The 19,655-nt window shown below is 63.7% G+C and carries 22 protein-coding genes and 1 pseudogene; 11 read left to right on the forward strand and 12 right to left on the reverse strand.

Annotated features, from left to right (window positions below; genetic code table 11):
* Positions 1-135 (reverse strand): annotated as a pseudogene (locus tag EDM04_RS16115) (ISH3 family transposase); the annotation flags it as partial.
* A gap of 323 nt (positions 136-458) precedes the next feature.
* Between EDM04_RS16115 and EDM04_RS16120 the strand changes: the two are divergent.
* From EDM04_RS16120 to EDM04_RS16135, 4 genes are all read left to right on the forward strand, one after another.
* Entirely contained in the window at positions 459-2,165 is a 1,707-nt protein-coding gene (locus tag EDM04_RS16120; protein WP_206424484.1) for a cation:proton antiporter, read from the forward strand.
* Positions 2,158-3,807, forward strand: a complete 1,650-nt coding sequence (locus EDM04_RS16125; RefSeq protein ID WP_123623941.1) for a cation:proton antiporter — start codon at positions 2,158-2,160, stop codon at positions 3,805-3,807. The genes EDM04_RS16120 and EDM04_RS16125 overlap by 8 nt, the downstream gene beginning before the upstream one ends.
* A 102-nt stretch (positions 3,808-3,909) precedes the next feature.
* A complete protein-coding gene (locus EDM04_RS16130) occupies positions 3,910-4,800 on the forward strand; it encodes a universal stress protein (RefSeq protein WP_123623943.1) in 891 nt (296 codons plus the stop codon).
* A gap of 85 nt (positions 4,801-4,885) precedes the next feature.
* On the forward strand, positions 4,886-6,028 hold the full coding sequence (locus tag EDM04_RS16135) for a mechanosensitive ion channel family protein (protein WP_241154951.1): 1,143 nt from the start codon (positions 4,886-4,888) through the stop codon (positions 6,026-6,028).
* Positions 6,029-6,344: 316 nt separating this feature from the next.
* On the opposite strand, the gene EDM04_RS16140 is transcribed toward EDM04_RS16135, so the two are convergent.
* Positions 6,345-6,905, reverse strand: coding sequence for a diadenylate cyclase (locus EDM04_RS16140; protein WP_123623947.1), 561 nt, complete (start codon positions 6,903-6,905; stop codon positions 6,345-6,347).
* A 473-nt stretch (positions 6,906-7,378) separates the two neighbouring features.
* Here EDM04_RS16140 and EDM04_RS16145 point away from each other — a divergent pair, with 473 nt between their 5' ends.
* Positions 7,379-8,545 carry an ISH3 family transposase gene (locus EDM04_RS16145; RefSeq protein ID WP_123623949.1) on the forward strand — a complete coding sequence of 389 codons (1,167 nt, stop codon included), beginning with the start codon at positions 7,379-7,381 and terminating at the stop codon, positions 8,543-8,545.
* Between the two features lie 556 nt (positions 8,546-9,101).
* Here EDM04_RS16145 and EDM04_RS16150 read toward each other — a convergent pair.
* The 6 genes from EDM04_RS16150 to EDM04_RS16175 all read right to left on the reverse strand — a co-directional run bounded on the left by EDM04_RS16150 (position 9,102) and on the right by EDM04_RS16175 (position 12,498).
* On the reverse strand, positions 9,102-9,299 hold the full coding sequence (locus EDM04_RS16150; RefSeq protein WP_123623951.1) for a hypothetical protein: 198 nt from the start codon (positions 9,297-9,299) through the stop codon (positions 9,102-9,104).
* Positions 9,300-9,337: 38 nt separating this feature from the next.
* Positions 9,338-9,622 (reverse strand): transcriptional regulator, encoded by a 285-nt coding sequence (locus tag EDM04_RS16155; protein WP_123623953.1) that lies wholly within the window; start codon positions 9,620-9,622, stop codon positions 9,338-9,340.
* A 102-nt stretch (positions 9,623-9,724) separates the two neighbouring features.
* Positions 9,725-10,267 (reverse strand): DUF2249 domain-containing protein, encoded by a 543-nt coding sequence (locus EDM04_RS16160; RefSeq protein ID WP_123623955.1) that lies wholly within the window; start codon positions 10,265-10,267, stop codon positions 9,725-9,727.
* Positions 10,268-10,334: 67 nt separating this feature from the next.
* Positions 10,335-11,048 carry an alpha/beta hydrolase gene (locus EDM04_RS16165; RefSeq protein ID WP_123623957.1) on the reverse strand — a complete coding sequence of 238 codons (714 nt, stop codon included), beginning with the start codon at positions 11,046-11,048 and terminating at the stop codon, positions 10,335-10,337.
* Positions 11,045-12,070 carry a VOC family protein gene (locus tag EDM04_RS16170; RefSeq protein ID WP_123623959.1) on the reverse strand — a complete coding sequence of 342 codons (1,026 nt, stop codon included), beginning with the start codon at positions 12,068-12,070 and terminating at the stop codon, positions 11,045-11,047. Before EDM04_RS16170 ends, EDM04_RS16165 begins: the two co-directional genes overlap by 4 nt.
* A 62-nt stretch (positions 12,071-12,132) precedes the next feature.
* Positions 12,133-12,498 carry a hypothetical protein gene (locus EDM04_RS16175; RefSeq protein WP_123623961.1) on the reverse strand — a complete coding sequence of 122 codons (366 nt, stop codon included), beginning with the start codon at positions 12,496-12,498 and terminating at the stop codon, positions 12,133-12,135.
* Positions 12,499-12,625: 127 nt separating this feature from the next.
* On the opposite strand from EDM04_RS16175, the gene nth reads away from it, so the two are divergent.
* Positions 12,626-13,309: an endonuclease III gene (gene nth, locus EDM04_RS16180; protein ID WP_123623963.1), complete on the forward strand. Its 684-nt coding sequence runs from the start codon at positions 12,626-12,628 to the stop codon at positions 13,307-13,309.
* A 141-nt stretch (positions 13,310-13,450) separates the two neighbouring features.
* The gene (locus EDM04_RS16185; protein WP_123623965.1) at positions 13,451-14,005 is read left to right on the forward strand and encodes a DoxX family protein; all 555 of its coding nucleotides are present in this window, start codon (positions 13,451-13,453) and stop codon (positions 14,003-14,005) included.
* Positions 14,006-14,120: 115 nt separating this feature from the next.
* Here the strand turns inward: EDM04_RS16185 and EDM04_RS16190 are convergent, their stop codons facing one another.
* The gene (locus EDM04_RS16190) at positions 14,121-14,366 is read right to left on the reverse strand and encodes a hypothetical protein (RefSeq protein ID WP_123623967.1); all 246 of its coding nucleotides are present in this window, start codon (positions 14,364-14,366) and stop codon (positions 14,121-14,123) included.
* Positions 14,367-14,504: 138 nt separating this feature from the next.
* Here EDM04_RS16190 and EDM04_RS16195 point away from each other — a divergent pair, with 138 nt between their 5' ends.
* The 4 genes from EDM04_RS16195 (at position 14,505) to EDM04_RS16210 (ending at position 17,397) form a co-directional block, all read left to right on the forward strand.
* Complete coding sequence (locus EDM04_RS16195; protein ID WP_123623969.1) at positions 14,505-15,584, forward strand: glutamate--cysteine ligase; 1,080 nt, start codon at positions 14,505-14,507, stop codon at positions 15,582-15,584.
* 89 nt (positions 15,585-15,673) lie between these two features.
* Positions 15,674-16,282, forward strand: a complete 609-nt coding sequence (locus EDM04_RS16200; RefSeq protein WP_123623971.1) for a winged helix-turn-helix domain-containing protein — start codon at positions 15,674-15,676, stop codon at positions 16,280-16,282.
* 60 nt (positions 16,283-16,342) lie between these two features.
* On the forward strand, positions 16,343-16,837 hold the full coding sequence (locus EDM04_RS16205) for a phosphopantetheine adenylyltransferase (RefSeq protein ID WP_123623973.1): 495 nt from the start codon (positions 16,343-16,345) through the stop codon (positions 16,835-16,837).
* Entirely contained in the window at positions 16,834-17,397 is a 564-nt protein-coding gene (locus EDM04_RS16210; RefSeq protein WP_241154947.1) for a hypothetical protein, read from the forward strand. The genes EDM04_RS16205 and EDM04_RS16210 overlap by 4 nt, the downstream gene beginning before the upstream one ends.
* 7 nt (positions 17,398-17,404) lie before the next feature.
* Here EDM04_RS16210 and EDM04_RS16215 read toward each other — a convergent pair whose 3' ends face one another.
* The 3 genes from EDM04_RS16215 to EDM04_RS16225 form a co-directional block, all read right to left on the reverse strand.
* On the reverse strand, positions 17,405-18,847 hold the full coding sequence (locus EDM04_RS16215) for an FAD-dependent oxidoreductase (RefSeq protein ID WP_123623975.1): 1,443 nt from the start codon (positions 18,845-18,847) through the stop codon (positions 17,405-17,407).
* A 98-nt stretch (positions 18,848-18,945) separates the two neighbouring features.
* Positions 18,946-19,395, reverse strand: a complete 450-nt coding sequence (locus EDM04_RS16220; RefSeq protein ID WP_123623977.1) for an RNA-binding protein — start codon at positions 19,393-19,395, stop codon at positions 18,946-18,948.
* A 21-nt stretch (positions 19,396-19,416) separates the two neighbouring features.
* On the reverse strand, positions 19,417-19,605 hold the full coding sequence (locus EDM04_RS16225) for a hypothetical protein (protein ID WP_004050211.1): 189 nt from the start codon (positions 19,603-19,605) through the stop codon (positions 19,417-19,419).
* Between the last annotated feature and the right edge of the window lie 50 nt (positions 19,606-19,655).

Raw genomic sequence — 19,655 nt, forward strand, 5'->3', positions numbered from 1 at the left:
GACCTCGTACAACGTCTCTGTCGTGACCTTGACGTTCTCGTCGAGATCTATCGCAAGCTCTTCGTTGAGGCTGTTGACGACAAAATTAAGGAGGTGCTCTTCTTCTATCTCGCTGTCTGCTTCGGTAGCTTCCACACCCTTCCCAAGCAGACACTTTCACTCAAACCCGATGTGATCGACTGAGGACTCCTCATCTCGAATTATGCGTCGACTCACTACACTGTTTCCCTCTGAGTTCCTCGGCGTGCTCTTCGAGGAACTCAGAGGGAAACAGTGTAGTGAGTCGACGCATAATTCGAGATGAGGAGTCCTTGTCGTGCACAGACTGGACTTCCTCATTCCTTCCGAAAGATGCCTCGATAAGCCGCCGCTATCTCGCGGTTTCTCGCTTAACTAAAGACAGATGGGTGACGTGGATAATCGCTATCTTCATTGATTTCGGGAGAGATTGGCCAGACGTGATTGTACCTCTGCAGGCTGGGTCGCTTCCCTTTGCGACTGACTTTGCGGTCATTATCATCACGGCGGTCCTGCTGAGCTATATCGCTCGATTGACGGGACAACCGACGATCGTCGCGTATATCTTCACGGGCCTCGTTCTTGGACCGGTCTTCCTCGACGTCGTTTCTCAGTCGGAACTCGTGGTCTTGATGAGCGAACTCGGGCTCGGATTCCTCCTCTTCCTCATCGGGATGAAGATGCGTATCGACGACATCCGCGAGATCCTCCGACCCATCGTCAACATCGCCATCTGGCAGACGATCCTGCAGACCGCACTCGCCTTCGTCGTCGCGTTCGCGCTGGGCTTTACGCTCCTCGAAACGACCATCATCGCGTTGGCGACCGTTTTCGGGGCCACGCCGATCATCGTGAAGCTGCTGTCCGACAAAGACGAACTGGCGACGCTTCCCGGAAAGATCGACGTCGGCGTCCTCATCATTCAGGACATCTATCTCGTCATCCTCCTCGCCGTTCTGAGCGCTGAGTCACTCTCGAATCCCACGGAAATCGCCGTCAGTGTCGGAACGATACTCCTGTTGATGAGTGGCGTTGGTATCGTCTCGTATCTCTCCGCCCGGTATCTCCTCCCGTCACTGTTCAAGGCCGTCGCGGACGACAGGAGGGCGTTTTTTATCGTCGGTATCGCCTGGGCGTTCGTCTTCATCTTGGGGACCGAACAGCTCAACCTCTCGCTCGAAGTCGGGGCGTTCCTCGCGGGATTGAGTCTCGCACAGGTCCCGTACACGAGCGAGCTCACCGAGCGAGTTCGCCCAATCACCGACTTCTTCATGGTCGTGTTCTTCACCAGTATCGGCCTCCAACTCGCTGCGGATAGCCTCCTCGCCTACTGGGTTGAGGCGTTGATTGCCTCAGCTGCCCTCATGATCGGGAACTTCCTGATCATCTTCTATCTCATCGACCGCGAACAGTTCACGCCGGAGACCTCGTTCATCGGAAGTCTCAACATGGCTCAAGTGAGCGAGTTCTCACTCGTCGTCGGTGCGCTGGCAGTCACTCAGGGCTTCATCGACGCGTCGATTCTGGGCTATCTGAGTCTGATGGCGATCGTCACGATGAGCCTCTCGACGTACCTCATCAACTACAACTACGAGATTTACGAGCGTGTCAAACCCTACCTCGCCCGCTTCGAAGGCGACGAGAAGCGAGACGTCGACCTCCACGTCTACCGAGACCACGCCGTTGTCGTTGGTTACGACGAGATCATTCGGGCGGCGTTGCCGGTGCTCCAGGAACACTTCGGAGACGTCGTCGTCGTCGACCGAAACCCAGCCCACGCTGAGATCCATCAGTCCGCGGATTACGACTACATCTACGGCGATTTCAAACACGGTGAGATTCGAAGCGCTGCCGGGCTCAAGCGAGCGGCGTTCGTGTTGAGTTCGACGGTCGAACCCGACATCAACCGGACGCTGCTCGAAGAAACCGGAGAACAGGCGGTCGTGTTCGCTGAGGCCGAATCGACCACTGATGCGAGTAATCTGTACGACCGCGGGGCTCACTACGTCATCCTCAGTACAGCACTCTCGAGTGAAAAGCTCGCCGAGCATCTTCGCCAGTATTTCAACGAACCGGAGGCGTTCTGGTCGGTGGTAGACCGCGATATTGGCCACCTCCGCTGGATCCGAGGTGAGTTCGATGGTTGAGCTCCTGACGCCCCTGGGTGCGATCTTCATCGCCGCTGCGCTATTTCTGATCGTTGCAACACGGGTGGGTATCCCCGCGGTCCCGGTGTATATCATCGTCGGGCTCTTTCTCGCGCCGTTCATCCCGCAAGGGACGACCCTGGAACTCGCCCAGTGGGGAGTCGCGTTCCTCGTGTTCACCTTCGGTGTCGAAGTCGAACCCGGGCGGTTCCGCGCAGTTGCGCGTGACAGCGAGCACGTCGCCGCCCTCCAAGTACTGCTGATCGGGTCGCTCGTCTTCGGCCTAGGACTCGTCTTCGGGCTTGATACGCTGAACGCAGTATACTTCGCAAGCGCAGCTGCGCTCAGTTCGTCGCTCGTCGGCCGGGAGCTCGCCGTTCACGATATTCGTCGCAACCTCATCCAGGGACGCCTCATCTCGTCGATTCACTTCGCGCAGGACCTGTTCGCGGTCGTTCTCATCCTCGTGTTGAGCGCGGATGTCTTCACGCCCGACGGCATCGCACTCAAACTCGGCTACGGCGTCGTCATCCTCCTCGTCGCCGCGCTCGTCCGGGTGTACCTGTTCGACGTTCTCGTGTCGCTGTCGGGCGACTCCGACGAACTCATCATTCTGACGGGGGTCGCGCTGCTTCTCGGATTTATCAGCCTCGCGGAAATGACCGGTATCTCGATCGTCATTGGGGCGTTCGCCGCCGGGTTGGCGATCACGAGAGAGTTCCCGGACAAATTGGCACTCGAAGCAGGGCTCGAATCGTTCGACGACTTCTTCGCGGCGATTTTCTTCGTCACGGTCGGGAGCCTGATTACGATTCCCACGACACGAGCACTTCTGTTTGCGGCCGTTCTGTTCCTCGTTATCGTCGTCCTCAAGCCACTCGTGACGATCTACGCACTACTCTACCAGGGATACGAGACCAGGACGGCATCGCTGACGAGTTTCGGACTCGACCAAGTGAGTGAATTCGCCCTCATCATTGCGATCCAAGCGTTGATCCTCGGGCGAATTCAGCCGGATGTCTTCGAGGCGATCATTCTCGTTGCAGCACTGACGATGATCACGTCGACCGTTACCCGCCAGTACAGCGAGCCGCTGTATCGAGTGTTATCCAAATGTCTCCCATTGGAATCGACACACTCCAAGCTGAACAGCCGAAGTTCGGTCGACTCATCTCTCCGAGACCACGTCATTATCGTCGGGTATGGGCGACTTGGTACGCTGGCCGCGCAGACCTGTGAGGAGGAGGACCAGCCCTTCGTCGTCATCGATCACGATCCAGATCATCACGAATTAGCCACGAACCACGAGAACCACATTTTCGGAGATGCGGTAAGCAACGAGACGTTGCAACGAGCGAACGCCGATACTGCTCGATTGATCCTCTCGACAGTCGATGATCCCCGTGTGTCAAAGCGAATTCTGGGGCTAGACACGGAGGCAGACGTCGTGCTCCGGTCGAATCGTGTCGACGAAGCGGATCGCCTGTTAGGCGCAGGCGCAAGCTATGTCATCGTTCCTGATTTCCTGGCCTCGGAACAGTTATTGGAGAAGATACGAACGGTCCTTACTGACGACGTCTCCCTCGAGCAGTGGCGATTACAGAACAAACACCGTCTCCACGAGGAACTCGAATTTCGATAGTAGGGCGTTCTGAATCGGGCCTGAAATCGTGGAGTACCGCAGTGGTTCAGAGGTTCTGTTTGAGCCAAACCCCTATATTCACTGTCGAACATTCAAGACGTAATGGTTACTTCGACCTCCCAAGGCTCAATTCTCGTGCCGATCGCAAATCCGGAGACGGCAGACCAACTGGTCTCGACCGCTGTGGATTTGGCGACGGATACGGGACGCCCACTCGACCTGCTGACCGTGATTAGGGTCCCGGAACAACTCCCGCTTTCCGAAGGTGAGCGGCTGGTTTCGAACGAACGGGAGACGCTCAACTATGCGACGAAGTTGGTCAGTGATCAAGCGGTCGAAGTGACCAGCCGGATCCGCTTTGCTCGCTCGATAGCCAGCGGCATCCTCAGCGTAGCGAACGAACGGGATATCGACACGATCCTCATGGGATGGCGGGGAAGACCGCGCCGCCGAGACATCATCTTGGGGTCGCATCTCGATCACGTACTCCGGGAGGCACCGTGCGACGTTCTCGTGAAACGAATGGACGATAACGAGGATATACAGCGAATTCTCCTGCCGGTTGCTGGTGGTCCAAACACCGAATTAGCAGCGAGCATGGCGGGCTCCCTCGCTCGGGTACACGATGCAGAGATCCACGTCATCATTGTCAATATACCGACCGAATCGGAGACAGTACGTAACGAGCGGGAAACAACATTAGAGAACGTTATTGCAGGTTTTACTGGTGTCCCAGTAATCACTCAGGAAACCGTTGAGAGCGACTCAGTCAGCGAGACAATTATAGAGCAATCAAAGACCGTTGACCTCGTTGTTCTCGGAGCGACTTCCGAAGACCTCTTCCGTCGTTCCGTTATCGGATCGCTACCGGAACAAGTAGGCAGGCAGTCGGAGAGTTCGGTGCTGATGGTCAAAGCGAATCAAAATCTCCCCTCACGGCTCGCACGGCTCGCCTCACGCATCCGACGTAAAGCGTCTCTCGCTCGACGCTGAAATTTGCGACTCTCGAACTTGAATAGAGTCGGGAGCCACTCGCCACACACTTATAGCCATATCAACTATGGGAACGATGTTGGTGATGATCGATATCTCTCCTGAACTCGAAATCTTGCTGCAAAGCGCCGACGATCTTCCTTTCAGCAATCAGCCGTGGATGCTCGTCATCGCGATTCTCATTGGTGCGTACGTTCTCTCACGGCTTATTGAGTGGGGCGGACACAAGCTATTGGACCAATCCGACCGCTGGCCTGACGACTCAATCAATCGTATCTTCTTCGAGGAAATTCATATGCCGCTGTACGTCTCGGTGGCTCTTGGCGGAATATACGGTAGCCTGAGTGTTCTCGGGTTCGTCGAATCGAGTTACTACCTCGTCGGTGCTATCCTCTCGATACTCGTTGTGCTATGGATGCGAGCAGCCATTCGTGTTGGAAGTCAGTGGATCGAAGCCGTGAATGCTACAGAAAGTGACTACGAGTTTTCCCCGATATTCAAGAACTTCTGGACCATCCTTCTCCTGATTGGGACCGTTATCAGCCTCCTCATTATCTGGGAAATCAACGTTACACCGTTTCTCGCTTCGGCGGGGATTATCGGGATCATCCTCGGGTTGGCCGCACAGGAAGCCATCGGCAATTTGATCGGAGGCGTATCGCTGTATTTCGACGATACGTACAAAACAGGGGACGTGATAATCTTGGAGGACGGTCAGCGAGGGACCGTGACTGATATCGGTATTCGGAGTACGACCGTTCTCACGCGGGACAATATCTTGATTACCGTTCCGAACGCTGTGTTGAACTCCGCTTCTGTTGTCAACGAGTCCGCTCCCCAGCGTCGCAAGCGAATTCGAGTGCCGATTACGGTAGCATACGGGACGGACTATCAAAAAGTGGAGGAGATTCTACTGGGCGTTTGTGACGAGATTCCGCTCCTCCTCGAATCGCCCTCACCTCGGGTGATGTTCCGGGAATTCGGTGACTCTGCACTCGTCTTCGAACTGTGGGCCTTCGTTGCCCATCCATTTAGCGAGCTCAGGGCGATCGATCAGATCAATCGACTCGTGTATGACGAGTTCGACGAGGCAGATATCGTGATCCCCTTCCCACAGCGGGAAATCAGTTTCCTCGATTCGAAACAAGACGTCACTCCACAACAGCCTGTAGAACGAACATACGATGAGGAGGGGGCAGAACTGTCCAGAGATGAATCAAACAACTAAATAGACCCCCTCGTTCAGCGTCCGTCCCCGCGATTCTCCGAACTCATTAATGGCGGTCAATCCGTCTCTCACATATGGAGTGTAACCGTTGTGACTCAGGAGACGGGGTTCGTATGGAAATCCGATTCCAGAGCGAAGCGAAGATTATTACGTATCTGTGTCAGAGCTGCGCCCGCTCGATGGCTGACGATCCGGACATCCTCGAGGTGAACCCCTCTCCCGGCCCATAACATCGTCTAAATTTCTATAACTAATCTCGAAGGGGTATACGTATTCTCTGACCTTCAACAACCCAATTTGGAACGAAAAACTCCGATTACTGCCACGCTTGAAAGAGTTCATCACGAGGCGTCGTAGAGTACTCTCCATCGTCGAATACCGTTACGCGCCCTGTTTCAGCGCTAAGGGTCATCGTCGTAACGACATCAGGCCGCGCAGACGTGTCGGCGGCACTCATATGCCGTGATCCCATCCAATCCGCATACTGAATGGAGGACTCGGTCGACTGATTCGGATCAGACGAATAATCATGGAATCGAACCATTTGCTCCTGGACAATCCCGTCCACACTGATAACGACAGCTCCGTCACGCTCGCGAGCGACCTCAGTCGTTGCTTCATAGAAACTATCGACGTCATCAAGGACATCCCTGGATGTAGATACGGGCCATCTATTCGCTCCCATCGGATCTGCGTGATTTCTCACTGTGTGTCCCGAAACGATGGCAAAATAGAGTCCCGGACCAGTGACATACGGTTCATCCCAAGACTCGAATGCCAAACCAATATCCTCGATACAGAACTTGAGTATGTCAATCAGCTTCTTCACACGTTCATGGGACTGATAATCGATATCCAACGACGCAGGAGTAGGCATGCCTATTTTTCGTGGAGTCTCTCATAAATATCGTCCGCAACACTTGATACCGTCCGCGTATTGCGAATTTTCACCTTTTTGTTTAACCAAGAACCTCAGCCACTCTCTTGAACAGGAGACATTGAGAGATCGAGATAAGTGAAATATATTGCTGAAGACTACAGGTCACAGTCTCCCAGTCATTCGCGTAGGCACGCTCAGAGGCGTCATCAGGAAATCGGTGATCTCTTGTTGGGAGTAGCATAGAAATCGGCCGGGAAATATTATTACAAATATATCTAATGAATAGAAGGCGCGCATCAGATCCCAAACTCCGAAACTGTGACATCCGCACAGGTTCGGAAAGTAGAACGCTACCAATCTCTTGGTTTCTACCTCTATTGGCTCGAATCCATCCTCTCGTCGCTGTTCGGCGCTTTTCATACTCAGTACATCACAAAGCCGGTTAGTTGAGACGTCTGCTTGCTGAAGGTGTGTCTAATACCAAGCAAGCAGACGGTGAAATTCACGAGGACCAGCTTCTTAACTTCCTCGTCAACTCCCTTGACGAGGAAGTTGCCCTCACACTCGCTGAAAACGCTGAACTCGATGCTGAAGACATCTACGAGGTCCTCGTCGGCGCGTGCGCCGACGGGACCTCGGTCTCAACGCTCTGTGAGAAAAGCGAAGATGCTCCCCACGAAAATTCGGTTCTCTACCATCTCCGCACCAAGTTCGATCTTGAGACGCTCGAACAAGTCGGAAACGCGCTCCTTCAGAAGGACGTCCTCGACGTCCTTCCCCAGCAGGTGGAGGTCGTTTCAGACCTCCACCTGCGGCCCTACTACGGCGACGAAGATGGGACAGACGGCTTGTATCACTCACAAGCGAAGCGTGGAACGACTGCGTTCCACGCCTACGCCACACTCTACGCGCGTGTGAAGAACAAACGCTACACGCTGGCGGTGCGCCGTCTCGAAGACGGCGACACCGCCAGCAGTGTCCTCGCAGAGTTTCTCGGTATCCTCGACGGCCTTGACCTCGAGGTCAAGGCCGTCTTTCTTGACCGCGAATTCTACGACAGCAAGTGTTTGACGCTGCTTCAGGCACACAACCACGCCTACGTCATGCCGATCGTCCGCTGGGGACAGACGATCAAGCAAGAACTCTCGGAAGGCTGGAGTCGCGTGATTCAACACGACATGACGGCGAAACTCGACGGTCACAGCTGGACCGTCGAGTTTCCCGTCTACATCGACTGTACGTACCAAAACGGACGGTACGACGAACATGGAGTGGCGCGTCACGGCTACGCCGCTGACGCGCCGTTCATCAATTCACCACGAGACGCTCGATACCACTACGCGAAACGCTTTGGTATCGAGGCCAGCTACCGACTCTCCGAGCAAAGTATTGCGACGACCTCGACACAAAATCCGGTCGTACGGCTGCTGTACGTCGTGGTGAGCTTGTTGTTACAGAACGTCTGGCGGTATTTACACTGGGAGTACGTGGCGACGCCCCGCCGTGGAGGGCGTCGCCTCTGGAAGTGGTCGTTCAAGGAGTTCATCAACATGATTCAACGGGCAGCGKGGACGGCCCTCGCGACGCGTCGGGCCGTCCCCGCAAACCGACCACCAGACGACCGGTTTACTCGCTAATCTCCGACCGGGCTAGCCTCCGCCAGGAGTGGCGACGCTGTCGCGTCGGCGGCAGCCGCCGCCGACAGCGACAGCTCTCCGTCGGTTCGTCGACGATCTTCTCGTCAAGACCACCCAGCACAACCGCTCCACCACAGAACTCAGGCTTCAGAAACAGCTAGCTGAGGATGCTTTGTGAGGTACTGAGGCTGGGGAGGCGTGAGGCGCTGTGCGGTTGCGGGCGGGGTGGGACTCAAAGGGGCAGTCGCTGTGGGCGGCGCAGGCGATGTAAGCACCGCAGGGAGCGAGTGAAACGAGCGACTGAGGCGCGCAGCGAGCGTGCGCCGCCCACAGCGGCTGGAGCTTTGGAGGTGTTCACCGTCGATCCCYGAGAGGTGTTCACCGCAGCGCCGTCGGTGACTTATAAACAACCGACAGCAATACCGCTCGATCGCTTATAAATGACTACTCACTCGTTCTGATACACGTACTCCCGCTCTCAAGCAAGAAGCAAGCGCGATCTTGCGGCTGATTCGGCTACGAATTCGTTTGAGGAAGCAGATTTCAATGGCATTCTTCAGTCGTCGACCAGCGACGAGTGAAGAACGACACCCGACGTGACGCCGCCGACGGTAGCCGGAATCGCCGATCGGAGGACCCCCTGATCGAACGAGACGGCGCCGACAATCACCCCGATCACGACCCAGACGACGACATTCGCGAACACGAAGAGTCGGAGGTCGTCGACGAGCGGGTCCGGGAGGGCGGTCGTCATGGTTCGCACGTCTCACTGCAGCCTTTTAAACGGGGCTCCTACCGGATCACGAACGCCGGCTCTTCGATTCGCTCGCTCTTACACTCCGGGCACCGCGAGGGCCGGTTTATCGGGTCGTCGAAGCCGTCGAAGCCGCAGTCGCGGCACTCCGGCGGCGCGACCAGAAGCTCCTCGTCGGCGCCGTCGTCCGCGACCGACCGCGAGACGTGCTCCACGTGGTCGTACACGACGGGCGTCGGCAGCGACAGCGTCTCTCCGAGGTCGCTCGCGGTCGCCGGCCCCTCGCGGAGCGTGTCGGCGATGCGCTGACGGGTGGTCTCCATGGCCGAGATTCGGCGGCGACGTACAAAACGCCGACGGCGAGAGCGGTTTCGATCACCGCCTCCGTCTCACTCACCACCTCCGTCTCACTCATCGCCTCCGTCTCACTCGTCCGGCTTCGGCGCCAGCACCACCAGCGCGGTGGCGTCCTCGGTCGCGGTCGGCTCGACCGCCGTCTCGCCGTCGAACCGGACGATCTCGCCCGCCTCGACCGCGTGCTCCTCGCCGTCGAGCCGGACCGCGAACGCCCCGGACAGCGCGTGGAACAGCACGGTCCGGTCCGGGTGGGTGTGCTCGGGGACGCTCTGTCCGGCGTCGAGCGACAGCCGGACCGTCTTCGGCTCGTGCCCCGGGAACGCCGCCGCGTGCGGCTCGCCGTCGAGGTCGGCGAGCCGGACCGTCTCTACGCCCGACTCGACCTCGACCTTCGGGAACTCGGCGACGAACCGGGAGGCCTCCTCGCGCTCGACGGCGTAGCCGTCCGCGTCGAACGCGGGCACCTCCGCCGCCATCTCGTGGTAGAGCGGCGTCGGCTCGTGGTCGTTGACGATCGTGAGCGTCTCGCCGGGGTCCAGTTCGGCGAACGCGTCGTGAATTCGGTCGTGTCGCTCGCTCGGCGGGATCTGTCTGACGTCGAGTTCGGTCATCGGTCGGTACTCGCTTCCGGAAGGGGATGGGCCGTGTCGCGAACACGTTCGTCTATGCGAACCCGTCTCACTCGGCGTCGCCGCGATCGTCGTCGGCATGTTCCTCGCCGCCGAGCAGCGTCGCGATCCGGTCGCCGATCCGCGCCATCGTCGCGTCCGAGAGGCCGTGGCCGTCCCCCGCGTCGATCCGGAGGTCGACCGCCGCGCCGCCCCGTCGGAACGCCGCCGCAGTCGCGCGCACGCGCTTGACCGGGACGTACGGGTCGCCCTCGCTGCTGTCGAGCGCGACCGGCGTGCCGGAGAGGCCTTCGCTCTCCCCACCGGAATCGACCGATCGCTCCCCCGGGCGCTCGCCCGGGAGCGCCGCGGAGACGACGAACGCGCCGCCGTACCGCCGCGGGCGACGCCGGAGGAACTCGCTCACGACCGCGCCCCCCTGCGAGACGCCGACGAGGACGACGCGCTCGGTCGGAATCCCGATCTCGCCGGCGGCGTCGAGGGTCGCCGCGACGCAGTCGACAGCCGAGGTTAGCGCCGGCTCGTTGGCGGCGATCGGCGCGTCGTGGCCCGCCGGGAACCAGTTGGAGCGGACCGCCTGCGGGGCGAAAAGCGCCGCGCCCGGCCGGTAGAACTCGTCGGCGAGGCGGAGCAGCCCCTCGGCCGTCCCGCCGCGGCCGTGGACGAGCACGACCGCGACCGCCGCGGCCGCGGCCGGGGCGCCGCCGGTCTCCAGCGCGGCGTCGGCGTGCGGGCCCTCGGCGCCCGTGAGTCGACGGGTCATCGGTCGGCGCCCGCTCGATCGCTCGCGTCTCCCCCGCTCCCGAGCTCGAAGTCGGGGAGCTGGCTCTCGATCAGCTCGCGGTCCTCCTCGAACCGCGGCGGGAGGTACAGCTCGGTCGCGTGACCGGAGGCGTCGGGGTCCGCGAGGCCGGGGGCCTGCGGGCCGTCGGGCGTCGGGGCCTCCGTCGCGAGCTCGACGAGGAGTCCGCCGGGGCCGCGCACGTACAGCGAGTGGAAGAAGTGGCGGTCCTTCACCCGCGACACGTCGTAGCCGCGGTCGCGGAAGAGGTCGTGCCACTCCAGCAGCGCCTCGCGGTCGGGGACGCGCACGGCGGCGTGGTGGAGCGTGCCGGGCCCCTCGCGGAGGTACGGCGCGTCCCGGTCGAGGAGGTCGACGACGCGAGCGCGGTCGCCCGGGGCGCGGTACCGAATCCGGTCGCCGGTCTCCGCCTCGTACTCGAAACCGAGCGTGTCGAGCACGCTGGCGGTCCCGTAGGGGTCCGCGGGGAGCGCGGTGACGCCGTACAGCCCGCGGATCGCGGCCGACTCGGGGACCGAGTCAGTGTCGGTGACACCCCCGATCCACGGGTCGCCGTCGACGTCGCTCTCGACCAGTTCGATCCGGGTGCCGGAGGGGTCGGAAACGGAGAGCGCCCGGTCGCCGAACCGGTCAGCGGCGGCGGGTCCGTCGGACGTGGGGGCGTCCTCGACCGCGACCCCCCGATCGGCGAGCCGCTCGCGCCAGTAGTCGAGCGAGCCGAGCGGGACCGCGAAGGCGACGGCGGCGTACCCGGGCCTCCCGGCGCGGCCGGGGTCCCCGTGGGGGTCCGAGAAGACGGTGAACACGGAGCCGGGCGAGCCCGTCGCGTCGCCGAAGTAGAGGTGGTACTGGTGGAGGTCCTCGTAGTTCACGGTCCGGCGCAGGAGCCGGAGCCCGAGGGTCTCCGCGTAGAACGCGGCGTGCGCGCCGGCGTCGCCGACGATCCCCGTCACGTGGTGGAGGCCTGGGGTGTCCGAGAGCATGGCGGGAGATCGGTCGCGGCGGCGCAAACCGGTGTCGGTCGGGGACAACCGCTTGCGGCGCCTCAGGCGATCAACAGCAACCGGACGTTGCTCGCGGTGAGGTAGATGCCGACGAGGGTCAACAGGACCGGCGGGAAGTAGTAGAGGAACCCGTCGCCCTCGCGGGCGCCGTGGACGCTGATCCAGAGCATCACCAGGTACACGGCGATCTTCAGGGCGACCAGCCCGCCGAGCCCGAACGCGTCGAGCGCGACCGCGACGACCGGGTTCGCCTCGTCGATCGTCGGGACGTACTCCAGAAAGGCGATCGTCGAGACGATGTCGCCGACCCCGTACGTCGCGGTCGCGGCGATCCACAGCCAGTAGAACTCCTGTGGCCGCCGGCGGTAGGCCGGGCGTCGTCGCCGTCGATCTCGGGACCGGGACACGCCCAGACGTGTCGAAGAGGCGACGTGAATCTGCCGGTTCGGGCCGGCGACCGTTCGGATCCCGAGCGACGGGAGGAGAACGCGCCGCTTCCGGATCGTTCAATGGCGCCCGCGCGGAGGGACCGGTATGGGAACGCCACTGGAGCCGCGGGCAGAGCAGGTCGAGGAGGTCCTCGATCGCCTCTACGAGGAGTACCCCGACTCGACGATCTCGCTCAACTACTCGAACCGGCTGGAGCTGCTCATCGCCGTGATCCTCTCCGCGCAGTGCACCGACGAGCGCGTGAACAAGGTCTGTGCCGACCTCTTCGAGACCTACGAGACGCCCGAAGAGTACGCGAACGCGCCCCAAGAGGAGCTCGCGGAGGCGATCGACTCGATCACCTACTACAACAACAAAGCGTCGTACATCCGGTCGGCCTGCGCCGACATCGCCGAGAAACACGGCGGGGAGGTCCCCGACACGATGTCGGAGCTGACCGACCTGGCGGGCGTCGGCCGCAAGACCGCCAACGTCGTCCTCCAGCACGGCCACGACGTGGTGGAGGGGATCGTCGTCGACACCCACGTCCAGCGGCTCACCCGCCGGCTCGCGATCACGGAAGAGGAGAGCCCCCAGAAGATCGAACGGGACCTCCTCGACGTGGTTCCCGAGAGAGACTGGCAGCAGTTCACGCACCTCATGATCGACCACGGCCGCGCGACGTGTACCGCGATCAACCCGGACTGCAGTGAGTGCGTGCTCGCGGACGTGTGTCCCTCCGAGAAGGGCGACGGCGGCGTGGACCTGGCGAGCGGCGAGGCGTGGTAGAGTATCCGAGGAACGTGTTCGGGGCGTAGTACTTAAAGACCCAAACGATCGGGGGAGATCGCCGATCCGTTCCACGAAAAGGAGAACTCGCTTCCGGGTTTATCCATCCACCCGGCGTATCCGTAAGTGAGGAGAGACACTATGTCCACGAAAACCACGAACGAGTTCGGCGGAGAGATCGGCGGCGTCACGCTCCTGGGGAAGGCGCACTCGCTGTCGGCGCTGTTCATCGTCCTGCTTCGGGCGACCATCGGCGGAATGATCCTGTTCGCCGGCCTCGGGAAGGTCTCGGAGTGGCCGTTCGACGCCGCGGGGTACCTCGCGAACGTCGACCCCGCGAGCCCGGTCAGCGGGCTGTTCGCCGCGATGGCGTCGAACGCGGCGCTGATGGAGGTCGTCAACGTCGTCGTTCCGGTCACGCAGCTGCTCATCGGCGCGGCGCTCATCGCCGGGGCGTTCGTCCGGCTGGCCGCGCTCGGCGGCGCCGTGCAGATGGCGCTGTTCTACCTCGGCGGGTGGAGCGGCGACGCGCTCGCGCTGTTCGACTCGACGCTGGTGTACGCGATCGTGTTCCTCACGGTCGCCGCGTTCGGCGCGGGCCGCGTCCTCGGCCTCGACGCCTACATCGAGCAACTGGAGGTCGGCGGGCAGGCGCTCGTCGAGAAGTTCCCCAAGCTGCGGTACGTCCTCGGCTGAGCGGGGACGGAGTAGCGCGGGAGAATCGGGCGCGTGAACGGAACGCGCGCCGCCGGCTCGTTTTCGATTACTTGGCCACGTCGACCGGCTGGTAAGACGCCTCGTCGCGTGGCGCTCACGACATCGTTTCGACGCGGTCTCCCCGCACCGTAACGTAAATGAGAATCCCGAGTAAGCCGGGAACCAGACCGGCGAGGAAGAGCAGCGCGATGCCGACACCCCACTGCCACGCCCAGTCGCTCCCGCGGGACTTCGCGTCTCGGTAGACCCACCGACCGACCAAACCGAAGACGACGAACAGGATCAGGAGGAGGATCAGCAGCTCGGGACCGCCGGGGACCTGTAACGGAAGGAGCGGCATAGGTCACCGTTCTCTCGGAATTTTATAAATCTTCTCGGGGGCCGATCTCGTCCGCCGCGGCGCGGCTCCGACGTCGACACCGGCGGTCCGTTTCGGGTTCCACTCGTTATAAGACCGCGCGGCCGATACGGAGCGGTAATGGAACTCGGTTCGCGGGACGCGTTCGCCCGGATGGGGACCCTGGGCATCGAGGAGGAGTTCTACGTCGTCGATGCCGACGGCCGCCCGACCTCGGGGATCGACGATCTCGTCTACGGTCGCGACCCCCCGGCGGAGGTCCCGGAGGGGTTCGACCACGAGCTGTTCAAGTGCACCATCGAGGCGCAGACGGAGCTGATCGAGGACCCGTCGAACGCGGCCGACGCCCTCTCGACGGTCCGCGAGGCGCTCGTCGACCACGCCGCCGCCGACGGCTACCGGATCGCGGCCGCGGGCCTCCACCCGGCCGCGAAGTGGCGCGAGCTCGAACACGCCGAGAAGCCGCGGTATCGCGCGCAGTTGGACCGGATTCAGTACCCGCAACACCGCAACACCACGGCGGGACTCCACGTCCACGTCGGCGTCGACGACGCGGACAAGGCCGTCTGGATCGCCAACCGGCTCCGATGGCACTGTCCGATCCTGCTCGCGCTGTCGGCGAACTCCCCGTTCTGGAACGGGTTCGACACCGGACTCGCGTCGGCCCGCGCGAAGATCTTCGAGAACCTTCCGAACACCGGTGTTCCGTCGGCGTTCGACGACTTCGACGCCTTCAACGCTTTCGAGCGCCGGATGGTCGAGACGGACTCCATCTCCGACCGCGGCGAGCTCTGGTTCGACGTGCGCCCGCACACCGGCCACGGCACGGTCGAGGTGCGCGCGCCCGACGCCCAGCGCGACCCGGCGGTCACCCTCGCGATGGTCGAGTACGTCCACGCCCTCGTCGTCGACTACGCCGAGCGCTACGCGGACGGGGAGTCGGCGCCGACCCTCCGCCGAGAGCTGTTGGACGAGAACAAGTGGCGTGCGATCCGCCACGGCCACGACGCCTCCTTCGTCGCCCGCGACGGGGAGGAGACGGTCCCGCTGGGCGAGGTCGTCGCCGACGAGTGCGACCGCCTCGGAATCTCCGGGATCCGGGACGTGTACGAGGCCGAGAGCGGGGCGGAACGCCAGCGCCGGCTCCGCGAGGAGAGCGGCCTCGACGCGCTCTGTGAGGACCTCGTGTTGTCGCCGTAGTCGGGAGCCGCGGCGCGCCCTGAGCCGCCCGTTCCGTCGGAAGCGAAACGACGAGAAACGCTTTTGGGCGCGCGGACCGCATTTCCGGTATGACCACGGACGATTCCGCCGGCGGTGCCGACGATTTCGACGACGCCTCCGACGACGACTCGCCTACCGAGCGGACCCGCGAGGAGATCCGGAAGACCAAGGAACGGCTCGGCGAGGGCGCGGACAAGGCCGTCAAGGGGTTCGACGACAACGTCGTCGACCTCCTCTCGTGGCTGCTCGACACCGAGACCCGCGCGCGGATCTACGTCTTCCTCCGCGACAACCCGAACAGCACCAGCGACGAGGTCGCCGACGGCACCGGCCTCTACCCGAGCACGGTCCGCGAGGCGCTCGCGGAGCTCCACGACGAGGGCACCGTCGAGCGCGACAAGCGGGAGGCGAGCGGCGCCGGCAACAACCCCTACGAGTACGAGGCGATCGCGCCGAGCGAGCTGGTCCAGGGCGTCGTCGGCGACGTGCAGCGGGAGCTCAACGCCGTGTTCAACCTCGACCGCCGGCTCGGCGGCGAGTCGCCGGACGGGGACGCGGAGCCGGTCCAGATCTCGGTCGACGGTGACGGCGAGGACAACGAGGACGAGTACGGAGCTGACGAGACCGACGACGCGTTCGACTACGAGGGAGACGACGGCGAGGACGACGACCGCTGAGCCGCCCTCGACCGCTCTGGCTTCGAGACGTTTTAAGTCCCGTCCGCGCAACGGTCGTGCATGAACGTCGCGCTGGGTGGTACGTTCGATCCCGTTCACGACGGCCACCGGAAGCTGTTCGAACGGGCGTTCGAGCTGGGTGACGTGACCGTCGGGCTCACGTCGGACGAGCTCGCGCCGAAGACCCGACACGTCGAACGGTACGTCCGCCCGTACGACCGCCGAAAGCGCGACCTCGAGGCCGAGCTGGCCGGCCTCGCCGACGGGCACGGCCGCGAGTTCGAAGTTCGCGAGCTAACGGACCCGACCGGCATCGCCGTCGAACCCGAGTTCGACGCCCTGATCGTCTCCCCGGAGACGAGGGACGGCGGCAAGCGGATCAACGAGATCCGCCGCGAGCGCGGCCACGACCCCCTCGAACTGGTCGTGGTCGACCACGTCTCGGCCGAGGACGGCGAGCGCATCTCCTCGACCCGCATCGTCGCCGGCGAGATCGACGAACACGGCAACCTCACCCCCGGCCGGGAGGGGCGGGGGGCGACCCGCCCGGAATGACGGGGAACGACGCCGCCGACTCCGGACGCCTCGCCGCCCTCGCTCGCGTCGGGCTCGGCGAGACCGGGTTCGAGCGCGCCGCCGTCTGGGGCGCGGTCGGCTTCGCGCTCTCGTACGTCGCCTTCGACGCGGTCGGGATGGCGGCCGACGCGGCGGCCTCGCTCGGAGCGACGGGGATCCCGCAGAGCCTCGCCGCCCCCGTCGCCGCGGCGCTCGCGGTCCTGACCGCGGTCGGCGTCGTCGCCTTCGCCGCGGTCGGCGGCGGCGTGCTCCCCGCGACCGTCCTCGCCTACGGCCCCTTCGCGGCGATTCTCCTGCGGACTGCGGGACCGGAGCCGTACACGGTCCCCTTCTCCGATCCCGTTCCCTCCCTCGCCGCGCTGGCCGAACCGCTCGGCGTCGCCGTCGCGGCCGCGGTCGCCGTCGGCGTCGCCGGCTACGCGGTCGGGCGCGTCGTCGCCGGAATCGGCGGTGGTGGGGGAGAAGACGGCGAAGCCCCGGCGGAGGGGGAGGACGGCGCCGACACGGAGGGGAGAGAAGGCGAAGGCGCGGGCGACTGACGGTCCGCTACTCCTCGTCGAGCGTCCCGTTGAGCACCTTCGCGGCGACGAGTATCGGGTCCCACACCGGCGAGAAGGGCGGCGCGTACGCGAGGTCCAGGCGCTCGACTTCCGGAACGGTCATGTCCGCCTCCAGCGCGGTCGCGAGCGTGTCGATCCGGATCGCGGCGCGGTCGGGCCCGACGATGCTCCCCCCGATGAGCCGCCCGGTGTCGCGGTCGGCGACGAGCGTCACGTCGGTCTCGGCCGCGCCCGGGTAGTAGCCCGACCGCGAGCCGGCGGTCACCGTCTCGCGGACCGGGTCGAACCCCGCCTCGCGGGCCGCCTCCTCCTCGATCAGTCCGACGCGACCGGCCTCCATGTCGAACGCCTTCACGACCGCGGTGCCCGCGATGTCGCCCGCGCGCGAGGGGTCGCCGGCGACGGTGGCGCCGACCGCCCGTCCGGCCCGGTTCGCGGTGAGCCCGAGCGGCACCCACGTCTCCTCGCCGGTGACGGCGTGGGTCGCGGTCGCGCAGTCGCCCGCGGCGTAGACGTTCCGCAGGCTCGTCTCACCGTACTCGTCCGTGCGGATCGCGCCGCCCTCGCCCGTCTCGATCTCGGTGCCGTCGAGGAGTTCGGTGTTCGGTCGGATCCCGACACCGACGACCGCGAGGTCGACGGGGAGCGTCTCGGGGCCGTCGCCGGCGTCGAACGCGATCCCCTCGATCCGGTCGTCGCCGACGAGCTCCTCGACGGGGGCGTTCGTGCGGACCGTCACGCCCTTCGCGTCCAGCTCGGCCTCGACGCGCTCGCCGACTGCCTCGCCGAAGTCAGAGAGGAGGTGACCCGATCGGTGGAACAGGTGCACGTCGAGCCCGCGCCCGACGAGCGCCTCGGCCATCTCGACGCCGACGTAGCCGCCGCCGACGATCGCCGCCGTCTCTGGGGCCGGCATCGCGGCGTTGCGCTCGACGCGCCCGCGGTCGACCGCGTCCACGTCGGCGCGGTCGGGGTCGTACGCGTTCGGCTCGGCGATGTACGCGTCGATCGCGGCCGCGGCGTCCATGTCGTGGAGGGTGAAGGCGCCGTCCGGCCCGCGCACGTCGAAGGGGCCGGGGTCGGCGCGGCCGCCCGTGGCGACCAACAGGTCGTCGTAGTCCTGTTCGAGCCGCTCGCCCTCGGCCGTCTCGACGGCGACGGTCTTCGCGTCCGGGTCGACGCCGACGACCTCGCAGCCGCGCCGGAGGTCGATCCCGCGCTCGGCGACCTCGCTCGGCGACAGCGAGAGGAGGTCCGACATGCGCTCGACGCGCCCCTCGATGAAGTACGGCATCCCGCAGTAGGCGTAGGAGATCCACCGGCCCTTCTCGAAGACGACGACTTCGCGGTCGGGCGCCTCGCGGCGGAACTTGCTGGCCGCGCTCAGCCCGGCGGCGTCCGCACCGACGACGACGAACGGGTCGCTCATGGACGGATCGACGGCAAGGGGTGGTAAAAATCCACGCCGGGGGTGCGACGCGCGCGCGCCGACGGAACGGGGAGTCGGCTACGCCTGAGAGGGGCCGGCTACGTCTCGTCGTCGCCGTCGTCCCGCAGTCGCGACAGCGTCTCCCGGGCGTTCTCGACGGCGGCCTCCTTCTTCGCGGGGTACGCCTCGACCTTCGCGCGGACGGTGATCCCGGGACCGAGCCGGACCTCGCCGCGGAACGCGGCCTGCTTGTCGACGCGGAGGAACAGCGCGCAGTTGTCGTCGACCCGCTGGTCGAGCTCGTCGATCACGCGGTCGACCTCGTCGAGCCCGGAGAGCCGGTCGAGGACGTGTCGCATCCCGTCGGCGTTCTCGACGCGGGCCGAGAGCACGACGATCCGGTCGCCGTGGTGGCCGACGTTCTCGACGCGGTCCAGCTCGGCGTCCTCGGGGAGGAACGTGCGGAGGGCGTCGGCGACCCGCTTCTCGTCCTCGGTGGCGTACGCGAACGCCCGGAGGTCGACGTAGTGGAAGGGGACTTTGGCCATGCGGGTCGGGAAGGGGGTCGGTTACTCCTCGCTCTCGACGGCGTCGAGGGCGTCCTCGGGGACGCCGGTCTCCTGCCCGTCCTCGAAGCTGACCGTGTAGGTCGCGTCACCGAACATCGTCTCCATGACCTGCGTGATCGTGCCCGTCTCGCCGTCGTACTCGCTGTGTTTGTCGTGGAGAACGACCTCGTCTTCCTTCTCGAAGCTCATGCGTCATCCTTCCGCTGGCACGCTTAAAAGCGCCCGGATTCGCGGTGATC

This window comes from Halorubrum sp. CSM-61 (genome assembly GCF_003781945.1).
Taxonomy (GTDB): Archaea; Halobacteriota; Halobacteria; order Halobacteriales; family Haloferacaceae; genus Halorubrum.